The organism is Streptomyces katrae (genome assembly GCF_002028425.1).
In the GTDB taxonomy this organism is placed as follows: Bacteria; Actinomycetota; Actinomycetes; order Streptomycetales; family Streptomycetaceae; genus Streptomyces; species Streptomyces katrae_A.
On record NZ_CP020042.1, the window covers coordinates 2,120,830 to 2,134,699 of the forward strand.

Here is a 13,870-nt window from a genome sequence, read left to right on the forward strand (position 1 = left end):
CACGGCCGGTACCGGGTAACGGCCGGGACGGGCCGGGAACGCGCGACGGCGCCGGGCGGTGTTCCGCCCGGCGCCGTCGCCGTCGTGTCAGGGGTACGGGCGTCAGACCGCCCGGCGCCGGCCCTGCCCGCCGGTGCCGACGCGGCTGCGCGCCGAGGCCGCGGCCGCGCCGCCGCCACCGGAGGCGGAGCCTGCCGTACCGCGCCGGCCCTGGCCGGCGGAGCCGGAGCCCTGGCCGCCGCCCTGGGCGCGGCGGCTCTGGCCCGACCCGGAGCCGGCGGGGGCCTGGCCGGAGCCCGCCGCGCCGGAGGCGGCGCGGCGGCCGCGGCCGCCGGAGGCGGGGGCCGCGGAAGCGCCGGAGCGCTGGCCGCCGCCCGAGCGGCGGCGCGAGGAGCCCGAGCCGGAACCGGAACCGGAGCGCGCCTTGGGCTGCGCGGGCGGCTGGGGGACCTCCAGGACGACGGGGATGCCGGAGGGCTCGCGGGCGCCGGTCAGCTGGACGAGTTCCGCGTCGGAGGACTTGATCTGGGCCGTGCGCGGGGAGATCCCGGCGTCCGACATCAGGCGGGTCATGTCCCGCTTCTGGTCGGGCAGGACCAGGGTGACCACGCTGCCGGACTCGCCGGCGCGGGCGGTGCGGCCGCCGCGGTGCAGGTAGTCCTTGTGGTCGGTGGGCGGGTCGATGTTGACGACCAGGTCGAGGTCGTCGATGTGGATGCCGCGCGCGGCCACGTTGGTGGCGATCAGCGCGGTGACCTCGCCGCTCTTGAACCAGTCCAGGGTGCGGTTGCGCTGCGGCTGGGAGCGGCCGCCGTGCAGGCCGGAGGCGCGCACGCCCTCGGCGAGGAGCTTCTTGACCATGCGGTCGACGCCGCGCTTGGTGTCGACGAACATGATGACCCGGCCGTCACGAGCGGCTATGCGCGTGGCCACGGCCTTCTTGTCGGTCTCGTCCATGACGTACAGGACGTGGTGCTCCATGGTGGTGACCGCGCCGGCCGACGGGTCGACGGAGTGGCCGACCGGGTCGGTCAGGAACATCTTGACGAGTTTGTCGACGTTCTTGTCGAGGGTCGCCGAGAAGAGCATGGTCTGGCCGCCGGGCTCGACCTGCTTGAGCAGGGCGGTGACCTGCGGCATGAAGCCCATGTCGGTCATCTGGTCGGCCTCGTCGAGGACGGTGATCGAGACCTGCGAGAGGTCGGCGTCACCGCGGTCGATGAGGTCCTTGAGGCGGCCGGGGGTGGCGACGAGCACCTCGGCGCCGCGGCGCAGCGCGCCGGCCTGCCGGTTGAGGGACATGCCGCCGACGACGGTCGCGAGGCGCAGGTTTACGGCCGTGGCGTACGGGGTCAGGGCGTCGGTGACCTGCTGGGCGAGCTCGCGGGTCGGGACGAGGACCAGCGCGAGCGGCGCCTTGGGCTGGGCCCGGCGGCCGCTGGTGCGGGCGAGGAGGGCCAGGCCGAAGGCGAGGGTCTTGCCGGAGCCGGTGCGGCCGCGGCCGAGGAGGTCACGGCCGGCGAGGGAGTTCGGCAGCGTGGCGGCCTGGATGGGGAACGGTTCGGTCACGCCCTGGGCCGCGAGGGTCTTCAGCAGCGCCTCGGGCATGTCCATGTCCTCGAACGCGGGCACCGGCGGGAGGGCCGGGGTCTTCGGTTCGGGCATGGTGAATTCCTGGGGCCGGGCGACAGGAGCGGACTTCTGCCGTCCCGCGCCAGCCTTCGGACGCCCCTGGGCCGCACCTCGACCCCGGGTGGGGCGGCGGCTGGGTCGTGCGGAGCTGGAGCTGGTCATGCGAGAAAGCCCTCCTGAAACCGGCAGGTAAAACAAAGGTCGAGACAGCAGACAAGCCGGGGTCCGCACCTCGCGGTGCGGACCCCGGCATGCTGGGAAAATTAGGCGGGGATGATGTTCTCCGCCTGGGGGCCCTTCTGGCCCTGCGTCACGTCGAAGGACACGCGCTGGCCCTCGGTGAGCTCACGGAAGCCAGAGGTGGCGATGTTCGAGTAGTGGGCGAAGACGTCCGGGCCGCCGCCGTCCTGCTCGATGAAGCCGAAGCCCTTTTCCGAGTTGAACCACTTCACGGTGCCAAGTGCCATTTGAATCTCCTGAATAGGCGGCAAGGGCCCCATCCGGGAGATTCCGGCAAAAACAATAAAAGCGCCCGCGGAGCATTCCCGTCAGGCGCACATAAAGTTCATGGGTACCACAACTGCAACGCCACCAAGCTAGCACACCTCGACGGGATACCGCTGCTGTCTTCCGTCCCGGCGGGGTCGCGCGCCTCGGACCCCGCCCGTCCCGGCCCCTTCCCGGCCCTGTCCCGCCCCCGTGTCAGAGGCGTTCGATGATCGTGACGTTGGCCTGGCCGCCGCCCTCGCACATCGTCTGGAGGCCGTAGCGGCCGCCGGTCCGTTCCAGTTCGTGCAGGAGCGTGGTCATCAGCTTCACGCCGGTCGCCCCCAGCGGGTGACCCAGGGCTATGGCGCCGCCGTTGACGTTCACCCGGGCGGGGTCGGCGCCCGTCTCCTTCAGCCAGGCCAGCACGACCGGGGCGAAGGCCTCGTTGATCTCGACCAGGTCGATGGCGTCGAGGGTCAGGCCGGTCTTCTTCAGCGCGTGGGCGGTGGCCGGGATCGGGGCGGACAGCATCCGGATGGGGTCCTCGCCGCGCACCGACAGGTGGTGGATGCGGGCACGGGGGGTGAGGCCGTGTTCCGCGACCGCCCGCTCGGAGGCGATCAGCATCGCCGCCGCGCCGTCGGAGACCTGGGAGGAGACGGCGGCCGTGATGGTGCCGCCCTCGACCACCGGCCTGAGGCCCGCCATCTTCTCCAGGCTGGTGTCGCGGCGCGGCCCCTCGTCCACGGTCACGTCCCCGTACGGGACGGTCTCACGGTCGAAGCGGCCCTCGTCGATGGCCCGGACGGCCCGCCGGTGGGAGGTCAGGGCGAACTCCTCCATGTCCCGCCGGGAGATCCCCCACTTCTCGGCGATGAGCTGCGCGCCGTGGAACTGGTTGACGGGGGCGTCCCCGTACCGGGCGCGCCAGCCCTGCGAGCCGGCGTAGGGGCCCTCGGTGAGGCCCAGGGGTTCGGCCGCCTGGCGGGAGGCGAAGGCGATGGGGATCATCGACATGTTCTGGGTGCCGCCCGCGACGACCAGGTCCTGGGTGCCGGAGAGAACGCCCTGCGCGGCGAAGTGCACGGCCTGCTGTGAGGAGCCGCACTGCCGGTCGACGGTGACCCCGGGGACCTCCTCGGGCAGCCCGGCGGCCAGCCAGGCGGTCCGTGCGATGTCCCCCGCCTGCGGGCCCACCGTGTCCAGGCAGCCGAACACCACGTCCTCGACGGCGGCCGGGTCCACGCCGGACCGTTCGACCAGCGCCTTGAGGACGTGCGCCCCCAGGTCGGCGGGGTGGACCCCGGACAGTCCGCCGCCGCGCCGGCCCACGGGGGTGCGTACGGCGTCGACTATGTAGGCCTCGGGCATCGGGGGCTCCTCTGCTGGCTGCGGGCGTTCTAGGGGCGTACGGCGATCCCGTCGAGCACCATCGAGAGGTACTGGCGGGCGATCTCCTCGGGGCTGTGCTGTCCGCCCGGCCGGTACCAGGACGCCGCGACCCACACCGTGTCGCGCACGAAGCGGTAGGTGAGGCGGATGTCGAGGTCGGCCCGGAAGACACGGGCGGCGACGCCCCGCTCCAGCGTCCCCAGCCACGCCTTCTCGAACTTCACCTGCGAGTCCGAGAGGTAGTGGAAGCGGGGCTGCGCGGAGAGGGTGCGGGCCTCCTTCTGGTAGATCGCGACGGCGGCGCGGTGCCGGTCGATCTCCCGGAAGGACTCGGTGACGAGGGCCTCGATGGTCTCCCGGGGGCCGAGACCGGCGGCGAGGACGGTGTCGTAGCCGTCCCACAGCTCGTTCAGGAAGGCCGAGAGGATCTCGTCGAGCATCGATTCCTTGGAATCGAAGTGGTAGTAGAGGCTGCCGGCGAGCATCCCGGCGGCGTCGGCGATCTTGCGGACGGTGGTGGCGTTGTAGCCCTGGGCGGCGAAGACCTCGGCGGCGGTGGCGAGGAGTTCGCGGCGCCGCTCGGGGGAGGGGGTCACCTGCGGCTTCTTCTTCGCACCGGGCTCGGCGGTCGGCTTGTTCGTTGGCACGGGCCCATTCTGGTCCGGGTCTAGGGGTGCTGGCTGCTGACCGAGACCGTCTCGCCCGTCATGTAGGACGAGTAGCCGCTGGCCAGGAAGACGATGACGTTGGCGACCTCCCACGGCTCGGCGTACCGGCCGAAGGCCTCGCGGGCGGTGAGTTCGGCCAGCAGTTCCTCGCTGGTGACCTTCACCAGGTGCGGGTGCATGGCCAGGCTCGGGGCGACCGCGTTGATCCGTACGCCGAACGCTGCGGCCTCCAGTGCCGCGCAGCGGGTCAGGGCCATCACCCCGGCCTTGGCGGCGGCGTAGTGGGCCTGGCCGGTCTGGGCGCGCCAGCCGATGACGGAGGCGTTGTTGACGATGACGCCGGTGCGCCCGGCGTCCTTCAGGGCGCGCAGGGCGGCGCGGGTGCAACGGAAGGTGCCGTTCAGGGTGACGTCGAGGACGCGGGTCCACTGCTCGTCGGTCATGTCGACGAGGTCGGCGGTGCCGCCGAGCCCCGCGTTGTTGACCACGACGTCGAGACCGCCGTGGAGCCGCCCGGCGTGCGCGAACAGGGCCCGGACCTGGTCCTCCTCCGTGACGTCACAGGGCAGGGAGGCGATCCGGTCCGCGCCGAACCCGGCGGCGAGGGCGGCCTCGGTCTCCTTGAGGCGACGGGCATGGGCGTCGCTGATCAGGACGCGGGCCCCCTCCTCCAGGAAGCGGCGGGCGGTGGCGCCGCCGATCCCGGCTCCGGCCGCGGCCGTGATGACGGCGGTGCGGCCGCGCAGCAGACCGTGGGCGGGGACGTAGGCGGGCGCCTCGTTGCGGAACTCCTCGACGCTGCTCATGGCCGTACGTTAACCTACCAAACACTTGTTAGGGAAGGCACGAAGGAGGCGGACGGCTGATGGATCTCGACCACTCCCCCGGGGTGGCGGCCTTCCGGGCCGAGGCCCGGGCCTGGCTGCACGAGCACGTGCCGGACGTCCCCCTGCCCTCACTGGAGACGCAGGAGGGCTTCGCGGCGCACCGGGAGTGGGAGGCGCAGCTGCACGCCGCCCGCTGGTCGGCGGTGTCCTGGCCCGAGGAGTACGGGGGCCGGGGCGCGGACATCGAGCGGTGGCTGGTCTTCGAGGAGGAGTACTGGGCGGCGGGCGCCCCCGGCCGGGTCTCGCAGAACGGCATCAGCCTGCTGGCCCCGACCCTCTTCGACCACGCCACGCCCGGGCAGCGGGCGCGGGTGCTGCCGTCCATGGCGAGCGGCGAGGTGATCTGGGCGCAGGCCTGGTCGGAGCCCGAGTCGGGGTCTGACCTGGCCTCGCTGAGGTCCCGGGCGGAGCGCACCGAGGGCGGCTGGCTGCTGTCGGGGCAGAAGACCTGGTCCTCGCGGGCCGCCTTCGCCGACCGGGCCTTCGGCATCTTCCGCAGCGACCCGGGGGCCGCGAAACCGCACCAGGGGCTGACCTACTTGATGTTCGACCTGCGCGCCCCGGGCGTGACGGTACGGCCCATCGGCCGCCTCGACGGCAAGCCGGCCTTCGCCGAGCTCTTCCTGGACCGGGTGTTCGTCCCCGACGAGGACGTGATCGGGGAGCCCGGGCAGGGCTGGCGGATCGCGATGTCGGCGACCGGCAACGAGCGCGGGCTGACCCTGCGCTCCCCCGGCCGGTTCCTGGCCGCCGCCGGCCGGCTGGCCGCCCTGTGGCGGGAGCAGGGGGACCCCGCGGACACCGCACTGCGCGACCGGGTCGCGGACGCGGTGGTGGGGGCGCGCGCCTACGAGCTGTTCACCTGGGCCGGGGCCACCCGCTTCGCGGCGGGCGGGGAGATCGGCGCCGAGTCCAGCCTGAACAAGGTGTTCTGGTCGCAGTACGACATCGCCCTCCACGAGACCGCCCTGGACCTGCTGGGCCCGGACGCGGAGCTGGCGCAGGGGCCGTGGGCCGAGCCGTGGGTGTTCTCGCTGGCCGGTCCGATCTACGCGGGGACGAACGAGATCCAGCGCGACATCATCGCCGAGCGGCTGCTCGGCCTTCCGAAGGGCCGCCGCTGATGCGCTTCCTGCCGACCGGGGAACAGTCGGAGTTCGCCCGCACCCTGCGCTCCCTGCTGGGCGCGGCGCAGGTCCCGGCGACGGTGCGGGCCTGGGCGGCCGGGGACCACGGGCCCGGGCTGGCCCTGTGGTCCCGGCTCGCCGGTACGGGGCTGTGCGCGCTGGCCGCGCCGGAGGCGTACGAGGGGCTGGGGCCGCTGCCGGTGGAGCTGGCGCTGGGCTTCGTGGAGCTGGGGCGGGCGGGGGTGGCGGGGCCGGCGGTGGAGACGGCCGCGGCGGTGGTGCTGCTGAGGGAGCTGGCCGGGCACGGGGAGGAGGCTCCGGCGAAACGCTTCCTCCCGGGCCTCCTCACGGGCGACACCCTGGCCACCCTGACCCTGCCGGGCGGCTCCCCGTACGCCCTGGACGCGGACGCGGCGGGGTATTGCTTCAGGGTGGCGGGGGCGGCTCCGGCGTCGGCGTCGGAGTCGGCGGAGCTGTGGCTGGCCCCGGGGTGGGAGGAGCGGCTGGGCTCCCTGGATCCCGCGCGCGGGCTCGGGGTTCCGGCGGCGGGCGGGGAGCTGCTGGCGGCCGGTCCGGCGGTGTCGGCCGCCGCCGACACGGCCGCACGGTGGGCGCGGCTGCTGACGGCGGCCCAGTGCCTGGGCCTCGGCGAGGCACTGCTGGCTCGCACGGTGGAGTACGTGAAGCAGCGCACCCAGTTCGGGGCGCCGATCGGCAGCTTCCAGGCCGTCAAGCACCGGCTGGCGGACACCCTGCTGGACCTGGAGTTCGCCCGGCCGCTGCTGTGGGCGGCCGCACTGTCCCTGTCGGACGGGGACGTCGCGGCGGCGAAGCTGACCGCCGGCGAGGCGGCGTACGCGGCCGCTTGCACGGCCCTCCAGCTGCACGGCGCCGTCGGCTACACCGAGGAGCTGGACCTGTCCCTGTGGCTGCGCAAGGCCCGGCCGCTGCGCGACGCCTGGGGCGGGCCCTCGCAGTGCCGGGCGGACGTGATCCGCAGCCTGCCTCAGACGACGGCCACGCGCAGGGTGACCACGTAGGACTCCTCGACCGTCCCGTCGGGGAAGAGCTCCAGCAGCCGCTCCCGCTCGGCCCCGGTGAACTCCCGGGTGCCGGGCTCCCCGAGGAGGAGGAAGGCCGAGTGGCTGGAGAGGTTGGCGAGGTGCGCGTCGAGCGGGATCCGGCGCGACCAGCGGACCTCACGGGTGGTGAGGCCCAGCTCCTCCGGGTCCTCCCGCGGCTGGAGGCCGGCGGGGGCGCCGAAGAGCTTGGCGATCCGCTCGTCCTGCTCGGCGATCCAGGGGACGGACAGGTCCAGGTCGTTCCACCAGAGCGCGAGGGCCCCGCCCGGGCGCAGCACGCGGCGCGCCTCGGGGACGGAACGGGCCGGGTCGGTCCAGTGCCAGGCCTGGGCGTAGGTCAGGAAGTCGAGGGAGCCGGAGGCCAGGGGGAGGCGGTCGCCGTCACCGCGCACGATCGGGATCCCGGGGTGCGCACGGCGGAACTCGGCGGCCATGCCGTCACCGGGCTCCACCGCGAGCACGCGCGCCCCGCGCGCGTGCAGCAGGGCACTGGCGATCCCGGTCCCGGCGCCCACGTCGGCCACCCGGGCCCCGCGCAGGCCGGCCCCGGCGAGCTCTTCGACGGCGTCGAACAGCGCGTCGGGGTACCCGGGGCGGGAGGCGTGGTAGAGGGCGGCGGCGGCATCGAAGGACCTGGCACGAGTCGTCATCCCGTCATTCTTTCCGCCGACCGCGGCTGCTGACGATCGGATATCCGGCGCCGTGGGCCCGGACCCGGCCGCCGGCCTCGCAGCCGCGACGCCGCCGCACGCGGCGGCGCTCGCGGCATGCCCCCTCAGCGGAACTCCCGCACCACCTCGATCCGGCCCACGATGTGCGCGTTGAACTCCTCCAGCTCCCCGGCCGGCACCCACAGCTCCAGGATCGTCTCGCCGCCCGCCCGCTGGACCGGGTACCGCTCCAGGAACGCCGAGTCCACCTCGAAGCGCGTCACGAAGCCCGCGCCGTCGTGCTTGACGTTCCAGTCGCGGGCGATCCGGACCGCGTAGTCCTCGTTCAGCACCGGATAGAAGATCGGCTGCTCCGGCAGCCGGGGCGGCCAGGCACGCCAGTCGAGGGCGCGGACCAGGTCGAGTTCGACGGGGCCGGTGGGGCGCCAGAGGGTGGTGGTGGGCTGTGCGGTGCTGGACATGCGGGCGACCCTAGGGGGCGTGGGACCGCCCGGCCACCGGATTCAGCGGCGGCCGCGCCGGCGCGCCGGGCGGCGTCGGCTCCGCAGCGAGAGCCGTAGCAGCGCTGCCGTCTGGACCAGCAACAGCAGCCCGAGCCCGATCGAAACCACGACGCCGTGCCCCTCCCAGGCCGTGGCCCCGGCCCGGGCCACCCCCACCGCGGTGAGCGCGACGAGGAACCGCGCCCCGAACTCCGCCTCGGTGCCGTGCGGCACGGCCGAGCCGGCCACGAACACCGCCAGCAGCACGGGTATCCACGGTGTCCCGGGATCGCGCAGCAGCGCGGCGGCCCCGAACTCCACGGCGAGGAGCAGGAAGTTGCGCAGGAGGAATCCAGGCATGGACACATCATGCCGGGAATAACCCGGTGCGGAGTCGCCCCCGGCCCGATTAAGATCGAACACAAGGGCGGGGTCGTAGCACAGAGGCAGTGCGCCTACACAGCATGGAGGAGGACGCCGGTTCGAATCCGGCCGCCCCGCCCCCCTGACTCTCCCGCCGGGAGCCGCAGGCCGCGAGCCCTGGCCGCGGGCTGCGGGCCGCGATCAGCCGACCGCCCGCTTCACCAGCTCGGCTATCCGCTCCTCCACCTCGGCCGTCACCTCGGTCAGTGCGAAGCCGGCCGCCCACATCGGGCCTTCGTCCAGCCGCGCCGCGTCGCTGAAGCCGAGGGTCGCGTAGCGCGCCTTGAACTTCTCCGCGCTCTGGAGGAAGCAGAGGACCTTCCCGTCCAGCGCGTACGCGGGCATCCCGTACCAGAGCTTGGGCGCGAGGGCCGGGGCGCTCGCCGTGACGACCGCGTGGACCCGCTCGGCGATGATCCGGTCCGCGTCCTGCATCTCGGCGATCTTCGCCAGGACGTCCCTGACCGCCGCCGCCTCCTTGTCCGCGCGCGAGCCGCGGCGCGCGGCCGTCTTCAGTTCCTGCGCGTGGTCCTTCATCGCGGCCCGTTCCTCGGCCGAGAACCCCTCGTGCGTGCTGCTCATGACAGATCTCCCCCGTAGACGATCTGGATGTGCCGACCTGAGAACGACCATAGCCCCGCCCACTGACAACGGCCCGGCGCCTAGGATGACCGGCAAGGACGGGGCCGTAGCACAGAGGTCGTTGCGCTTCCTTGCTCAGGAGGAGGACGCCGGTTCGAATCCGGCCGCCCCGTCCCCCGAGCCCCGCCTCCCCGTGGCCGCCACCCACGCCGCCGCCCCTGCCCGGGCCGCAGCCGCGGCCGGCAGCGGCAGGCCGAGGAAGCCGTGGAAGACCCCCGGGTGGAGCCGGACCTCGCAGTCCACCCCTGCCTCCCCCAGCCGGCGCGCGTAGGCGAGCCCCTCGTCCCGCAGCAGGTCGCAGTCGGCGAGGACGATCAGCGTGCGCGGCAGCACGGACAGGTCCGGCGCCCGCAGCGGCGAGACGTGCGGGTGGGCGGGGTCGCCGCCGTACTGGTCCCAGTACCAGGCCATGTGCGCGGCGGTGTGGAAGTACCCGCGCCCGTACACCGACACCGACTCGGAGCCCATCGAGGCGTCCAGCGGCGGGTACACCAGCAGCTGCCCCGCGACCAGCTCCGGCGCCCGCAGCGCGGTGACGGCCGCCAGGTTGCCCCCGCTGGAGTCCCCGGCCACCACCACCCGCCCCGGGTCGCAGCCCAGCCGGTCCGCCCCGGCCCGCGCCCACAGCAGCACCGCCAGCGCGTCGTCGGCCGCCGCCGGCCAGGGGTGCTCCGGGGCCAGCCGGTAGCCGGCCGAGACCACCACCGCCCCCGAGGCCGCGGCCAGCTCACGGCACAGGGCGTCGTGCGTGTCGATCCCGCACATCACCCAGCCGCCGCCGTGCAGGTACACCACGAGCACCCGCCCGCGCTCCCCCGGCGCCGGGTCGTACACCCGCACCGGCACCCCGCAGGCCTCGGTGTCCCGCACGGAGGCCACCTCCGGCCCCCGCGCACCCGGCCGCTCCGTCCCGGCCGCCACCGCCGCCCGCAGGGCCGCCACGTCCCCGGGCCCCGGGAAGGCCGCCGCCATGGCCCCGCACAGCCGCCGCGCGTCCGGCGCCAGCGGGTCCCCCTTCACCCGGCCCCCGCTCATCGCGCCGTCATCCCCCCGTCGACCACGAACTCCGCGCCCGTGACGTACGAGGAGGCCTCCGAGCACAGGAACAGCACCAGCTCCCCCACCTCCCCCGCGCGCCCCATCCGCCCCAGCGGCACGTGCGACCAGTCCCGCCCCTCGACCGCTCCGGCCACCATGGGCGTGTCGATGGCGCCCGGGTGCACCGAGTTGACCCGGATCCCGTCACCGGCCAGGTCCAGCGCCGCCGAGCGGGTCAGTCCGCGCAGGCCGAACTTCGTGGACCCGTACGCCGCGTGACCCGGGATGCCGACCAGTCCGGCGGTGGAGGAGACGTTGACGATCGAGCCGCCGCCGCCCGCCCGCAGCACCGGGGCCACCGCCTGGATCCCGAGGAACGGCCCCAGCAGGTTGACCCGCAGCAACTCCTCGAAGCCCTCCGCGCTCTGCTCCTCGACGTGCGCGGTGCGCCACAGCGCGGCGTTGTTGACCAGCGCCGATACCGTCCCGAAGGCGGCCACCGCCTCCCGGACCACCCCCGCCCAGCTGCCGGCGTCGGCCACGTCGTGGCGTACGAACAGCCCCCGCTCGCCCAGTTCCGCCGCGACCGCCCGGCCCTCCTCCTCCCGCACGTCCGTCACGACGACCCGCGCCCCGGCCCGTGCGCACAGCCTGGCCTCCTCGGCGCCCTGACCGCGCCCGGCACCGGTGACGACGACGACCTTCCCGTCCAGCGAGATCACGTTTCCTCCCTACCGACAGCAGGAGTTGACATCGACACGGGCAACGGCGCACGCCGACGCACCCCACCCACCCCCGCCCACCCATATACCTAATAGAAATACTTCTAGCAGTCACACCCATCGGAGGGAAGGCCGTCACAGAATCCGGTCGTAGACTGCGCTGCGTGGCAGACGAGACGGCAGTGGAGACTCCCGGCGGGGCGGCCCGGCGCACGCTCCCCGCGACCAGCTGGGCAGTGCTCGGACTGCTCTCCTTCGGCGAGGAACTCTCCGGTTACGACCTGAAGAAATGGTCGGACTGGTCGCTGCGCTTCTTCTACTGGAGCCCTTCCTTCAGCCAGATCTACAGCGAGCTCAAGCGCCTGGAGAAGGCCGGTTACGCCTCCTCCCGGATGGTCGCCCAGGACACCGGCACCCGCGACAAGCGGGTGTACCGGATCACCGACGCCGGGATGGACGCCGTACGGCGGTGGGCGCGCGAGACGCCGGTCGACCCGCCGGTGCTCAAGCACGGACCGATGCTGCGGCTGTGGCTGGGTCACCTGCTGGAGCCGCAGCAGATGCGTGAACTCCTCCTCCAGCAGCAGGAGTTCGCCGAGGGGATGCGGCGCGGCGCGGAGGCGGACGTCGCGGCGGCCCAGGAGGAGGAGGCCTGGGCCTACCCCACCCTCACCCTCAGGTGGGCCGAGCGGTACTACGCCTCCGAGCGCGACCTCGCGGCGGCCATGCTGGAGGACATCGAGGCCCTGAACGCGCGCCCGCGCCCGCGCCCGGACAGCGCTCCGTGACGGGCGGCGGCGGCAGCGGCAGCGCCATCAGCCTGCGGAAGGTGGAGGAGGCCGCCCCGGCCCTGGCGGGCGCGTACAAGAGCGCCGGGGTCTCGCTGCGCAAGCACGGCCTGGAGGGCGGCCGGGCCGCCGTCTACCTGGTCCTGGACTACTCCGGCTCCATGCGCCCGTACTACGCCGACGGCACGGTGCAGGCCTTCGCGGACCGCGTCCTGGGCCTCTCCGCACACCTCGACTCCGACGGCCGCGTACCGGTCGTCTTCTTCTCCACCGACGTCGACGCGGTCGAGGAGGTGCCCCTCGCCGGCCACGGGGGCCGGGTCACGGAGATCGCCGCCGGCCTCGGCCACATGGGCAAGACCGCGTACCACCTGGCGATGGACGCGGTGATCGACCACTACCTGGACTCGGGCTCCACCGACCCCGCCCTGGTCGTCTTCCAGACCGACGGCGGCCCGGTCAACAAGCTCGCGGCGGAGAAGTACCTCTGCAAGGCGGCCCGGCTCCCCCTCTTCTGGCAGTTCGTCGGCTTCGGCAACACGCGCAGCAGCCAGTTCGACTTCCTGCGCCGCCTGGACGAACTCCCGGTGCCGCAGAAGCGGGTGGTCGACAACGCGGGCTACTTCCACGCGGGGTCCGACCCACGTGCCGTACCGGACGCCGAACTGTACGACCGGCTCGTGGCCGAGTTCCCGGCCTGGCTGGCGGCGGCACGCCGGGCGGGCATCGTGCGCGCCTGACCGGCCGCCGGCGGCGGGGCGCGCTTTGATGGACATATGACGACGAACAACTGGGCAGCGTTCGAGAAGGCGGAACCGGAGTTCGCGGAGGCGGTACGGGCCCGCTTCGCACAGTTCCCGCACCACGTCCTGGCCACCCTGCGCAAGGACGGCTCCCCCCGCCTGACCGGGCTCACCGTGGAGTTCCGCGGGGGCGAGCTGTGGCTGGGCATGATGGCGGGCTCGATGAAGGCCCGCGACCTCCAGCACGACCCCCGCTTCGCCCTGCACACCAACCCGGGCCCGGACGACACGATGCCCGACGGGGATGTAAGGATCTCGGGCCGGGCGGTGGAAATCGTGGACCCGCCCGAACTCCACCGCTACGCGGAGGAGAAGGACACCCCGCACCCCTTCCACCTCTTCCACGCCGACCTGACCGAGGTGGTCCACACGACGGTCGACGGCGAGGAACTGGTGGTCCGGACCTGGACCCCCGCCCGAGGCCTCCACACCCTCCGCCGCGGCAACGACGACGAACCGGCCCGGGAAGTCCCGGCGCAGTGACCTCCGACCGGGCGGTACAACCCGTTTGCTAGGGTCGAACAAATGACCATGTGACGGGACTCTCGGGGGAGGGAGACCGTGAACACTCCACCGGATGCGGCGAGTTCCATGGGTGCGGCCAGTGGCGCGACAGATCTTGAGGTTGACGGAGGCAAGCTCAAGACGCTTGCCGAGGACCTCGACAAGATGCAGGAAGTGCTGCGGGAGCACCTCCTTCGTATGGACGAGATCGTGGACGGCATCGAGGCCCGCTGGCACGGGCCCGCATCGGAGGCCTACCGGGCCAAGCACCGGGCCGCCGCCGAGGATGCCGTCCGTATCCGGCAGGCGATGCAGCTCCTGGCCAAGGCGATCCGGCTGAGCAAGGACGGGTTCTCGGCACAGGAACTGGAGATCCTGGAGGACTTCCGGCGGCTCCAGTCCCATGCGGACATCCAGGCCGAGGTGGATGCGCTGTCGACACCCGGCACCACGCCGGAACTGCCGCAGGAGCCGCGCAGCCGCGTCGCCGACCTGTAGATCGGGCAAGAAGTACGAGGGG

General features: G+C 73.4%; 17 protein-coding genes and 2 tRNA genes. 8 read left to right on the forward strand and 11 right to left on the reverse strand.

All coding sequences use genetic code 11. The features are described from left to right. Positions 1-102: 102 nt before the first annotated feature. From B4U46_RS09620 to B4U46_RS09640, 5 genes are all read right to left on the reverse strand, one after another. Complete coding sequence (locus tag B4U46_RS09620; protein WP_079425876.1) at positions 103-1,794, reverse strand: DEAD/DEAH box helicase; 1,692 nt, start codon at positions 1,792-1,794, stop codon at positions 103-105. A gap of 101 nt (positions 1,795-1,895) precedes the next feature. Then, complete coding sequence (locus tag B4U46_RS09625) at positions 1,896-2,099, reverse strand: cold-shock protein (RefSeq protein WP_079425878.1); 204 nt, start codon at positions 2,097-2,099, stop codon at positions 1,896-1,898. 235 nt (positions 2,100-2,334) lie between these two features. Then, positions 2,335-3,492, reverse strand: a complete 1,158-nt coding sequence (locus tag B4U46_RS09630) for an acetyl-CoA C-acetyltransferase (RefSeq protein ID WP_079425880.1) — start codon at positions 3,490-3,492, stop codon at positions 2,335-2,337. 29 nt (positions 3,493-3,521) lie between these two features. Further along, entirely contained in the window at positions 3,522-4,160 is a 639-nt protein-coding gene (locus B4U46_RS09635) for a TetR/AcrR family transcriptional regulator (protein ID WP_079425882.1), read from the reverse strand. 20 nt (positions 4,161-4,180) lie between these two features. Further along, positions 4,181-4,987 (reverse strand): SDR family oxidoreductase, encoded by an 807-nt coding sequence (locus B4U46_RS09640; RefSeq protein WP_079425884.1) that lies wholly within the window; start codon positions 4,985-4,987, stop codon positions 4,181-4,183. A 59-nt stretch (positions 4,988-5,046) separates the two neighbouring features. Between B4U46_RS09640 and B4U46_RS09645 the strand changes: the two genes are divergently transcribed. Both B4U46_RS09645 and B4U46_RS09650 read left to right on the forward strand, forming a co-directional pair. Further along, a complete protein-coding gene (locus tag B4U46_RS09645; protein WP_079425886.1) occupies positions 5,047-6,192 on the forward strand; it encodes an acyl-CoA dehydrogenase family protein in 1,146 nt (381 codons plus the stop codon). Further along, positions 6,192-7,235, forward strand: a complete 1,044-nt coding sequence (locus tag B4U46_RS09650) for an acyl-CoA dehydrogenase family protein (protein ID WP_079425888.1) — start codon at positions 6,192-6,194, stop codon at positions 7,233-7,235. Before B4U46_RS09645 ends, B4U46_RS09650 begins: the two co-directional genes overlap by 1 nt. Here the strand turns inward: B4U46_RS09650 and B4U46_RS09655 are convergent. The 3 genes from B4U46_RS09655 to B4U46_RS09665 all read right to left on the reverse strand — a co-directional run bounded on the left by B4U46_RS09655 (position 7,202) and on the right by B4U46_RS09665 (position 8,790). After that, the gene (locus tag B4U46_RS09655; RefSeq protein ID WP_079425890.1) at positions 7,202-7,927 is read right to left on the reverse strand and encodes a class I SAM-dependent methyltransferase; all 726 of its coding nucleotides are present in this window, start codon (positions 7,925-7,927) and stop codon (positions 7,202-7,204) included. The two genes, B4U46_RS09650 and B4U46_RS09655, sit on opposite strands and share 34 nt — an antisense overlap. Positions 7,928-8,052: 125 nt before the next feature. Continuing rightward, positions 8,053-8,409 (reverse strand): hypothetical protein, encoded by a 357-nt coding sequence (locus B4U46_RS09660; RefSeq protein WP_079425893.1) that lies wholly within the window; start codon positions 8,407-8,409, stop codon positions 8,053-8,055. 42 nt (positions 8,410-8,451) lie between these two features. Further along, complete coding sequence (locus tag B4U46_RS09665) at positions 8,452-8,790, reverse strand: hypothetical protein (protein ID WP_079425895.1); 339 nt, start codon at positions 8,788-8,790, stop codon at positions 8,452-8,454. Positions 8,791-8,857: 67 nt separating this feature from the next. Here B4U46_RS09665 and B4U46_RS09670 point away from each other — a divergent pair. Then, positions 8,858-8,932: transfer RNA gene (locus tag B4U46_RS09670), tRNA-Ala, on the forward strand. Positions 8,933-8,994: 62 nt separating this feature from the next. Here the strand turns inward: B4U46_RS09670 and B4U46_RS09675 are convergent. Then, entirely contained in the window at positions 8,995-9,435 is a 441-nt protein-coding gene (locus tag B4U46_RS09675) for an iron chaperone (protein ID WP_079425898.1), read from the reverse strand. 99 nt (positions 9,436-9,534) lie between these two features. Between B4U46_RS09675 and B4U46_RS09680 the strand changes: the two genes are divergently transcribed. Beyond that, a tRNA-Ser gene (locus B4U46_RS09680) sits at positions 9,535-9,608 on the forward strand. Here B4U46_RS09680 and B4U46_RS09685 read toward each other — a convergent pair. Both B4U46_RS09685 and B4U46_RS09690 read right to left on the reverse strand, forming a co-directional pair. Next, positions 9,571-10,530, reverse strand: coding sequence for an alpha/beta hydrolase (locus B4U46_RS09685; protein WP_079431660.1), 960 nt, complete (start codon positions 10,528-10,530; stop codon positions 9,571-9,573). The genes B4U46_RS09680 and B4U46_RS09685 overlap by 38 nt on opposite strands. Beyond that, positions 10,527-11,255 (reverse strand): SDR family NAD(P)-dependent oxidoreductase, encoded by a 729-nt coding sequence (locus B4U46_RS09690; protein ID WP_079425901.1) that lies wholly within the window; start codon positions 11,253-11,255, stop codon positions 10,527-10,529. The genes B4U46_RS09685 and B4U46_RS09690 overlap by 4 nt, the downstream gene beginning before the upstream one ends. Positions 11,256-11,410: 155 nt before the next feature. Between B4U46_RS09690 and B4U46_RS09695 the strand changes: the two genes are divergently transcribed. The 4 genes from B4U46_RS09695 (at position 11,411) to B4U46_RS09710 (ending at position 13,848) form a co-directional block, all read left to right on the forward strand. After that, the gene (locus B4U46_RS09695) at positions 11,411-12,043 is read left to right on the forward strand and encodes a PadR family transcriptional regulator (protein ID WP_079425903.1); all 633 of its coding nucleotides are present in this window, start codon (positions 11,411-11,413) and stop codon (positions 12,041-12,043) included. After that, positions 12,040-12,783 carry a VWA domain-containing protein gene (locus B4U46_RS09700; RefSeq protein ID WP_079425906.1) on the forward strand — a complete coding sequence of 248 codons (744 nt, stop codon included), beginning with the start codon at positions 12,040-12,042 and terminating at the stop codon, positions 12,781-12,783. Before B4U46_RS09695 ends, B4U46_RS09700 begins: the two co-directional genes overlap by 4 nt. A 36-nt stretch (positions 12,784-12,819) precedes the next feature. Beyond that, positions 12,820-13,329 (forward strand): pyridoxamine 5'-phosphate oxidase family protein, encoded by a 510-nt coding sequence (locus B4U46_RS09705; RefSeq protein ID WP_079425910.1) that lies wholly within the window; start codon positions 12,820-12,822, stop codon positions 13,327-13,329. Positions 13,330-13,407: 78 nt separating this feature from the next. Beyond that, entirely contained in the window at positions 13,408-13,848 is a 441-nt protein-coding gene (locus tag B4U46_RS09710; RefSeq protein WP_237292755.1) for a WXG100 family type VII secretion target, read from the forward strand. Positions 13,849-13,870: the final 22 nt, after the last annotated feature.

What these genes read in the sequence shown, in the direction of transcription:
- B4U46_RS09640 (WP_079425884.1), bottom strand. Translation starts at nt 4,987, where the DNA reads ATGAGCAGCGTCGAGGAGTTCCGCAACGAGGCGCCCGCCTACGTCCCC.
- B4U46_RS09630 (WP_079425880.1), bottom strand. Translation starts at nt 3,492, where the DNA reads ATGCCCGAGGCCTACATAGTCGACGCCGTACGCACCCCCGTGGGCCGG.
- B4U46_RS09620 (WP_079425876.1), bottom strand. Translation starts at nt 1,794, where the DNA reads ATGACCAGCTCCAGCTCCGCACGACCCAGCCGCCGCCCCACCCGGGGT.
- B4U46_RS09675 (WP_079425898.1), bottom strand. Translation starts at nt 9,435, where the DNA reads ATGAGCAGCACGCACGAGGGGTTCTCGGCCGAGGAACGGGCCGCGATG.
- B4U46_RS09685 (WP_079431660.1), bottom strand. Translation starts at nt 10,530, where the DNA reads ATGAGCGGGGGCCGGGTGAAGGGGGACCCGCTGGCGCCGGACGCGCGG.
- B4U46_RS09655 (WP_079425890.1), bottom strand. Translation starts at nt 7,927, where the DNA reads ATGACGACTCGTGCCAGGTCCTTCGATGCCGCCGCCGCCCTCTACCAC.
- B4U46_RS09705 (WP_079425910.1), top strand. Translation starts at nt 12,820, where the DNA reads ATGACGACGAACAACTGGGCAGCGTTCGAGAAGGCGGAACCGGAGTTC.
- B4U46_RS09645 (WP_079425886.1), top strand. Translation starts at nt 5,047, where the DNA reads ATGGATCTCGACCACTCCCCCGGGGTGGCGGCCTTCCGGGCCGAGGCC.
- B4U46_RS09650 (WP_079425888.1), top strand. Translation starts at nt 6,192, where the DNA reads ATGCGCTTCCTGCCGACCGGGGAACAGTCGGAGTTCGCCCGCACCCTG.
- B4U46_RS09665 (WP_079425895.1), bottom strand. Translation starts at nt 8,790, where the DNA reads ATGCCTGGATTCCTCCTGCGCAACTTCCTGCTCCTCGCCGTGGAGTTC.
- B4U46_RS09625 (WP_079425878.1), bottom strand. Translation starts at nt 2,099, where the DNA reads ATGGCACTTGGCACCGTGAAGTGGTTCAACTCGGAAAAGGGCTTCGGC.
- B4U46_RS09660 (WP_079425893.1), bottom strand. Translation starts at nt 8,409, where the DNA reads ATGTCCAGCACCGCACAGCCCACCACCACCCTCTGGCGCCCCACCGGC.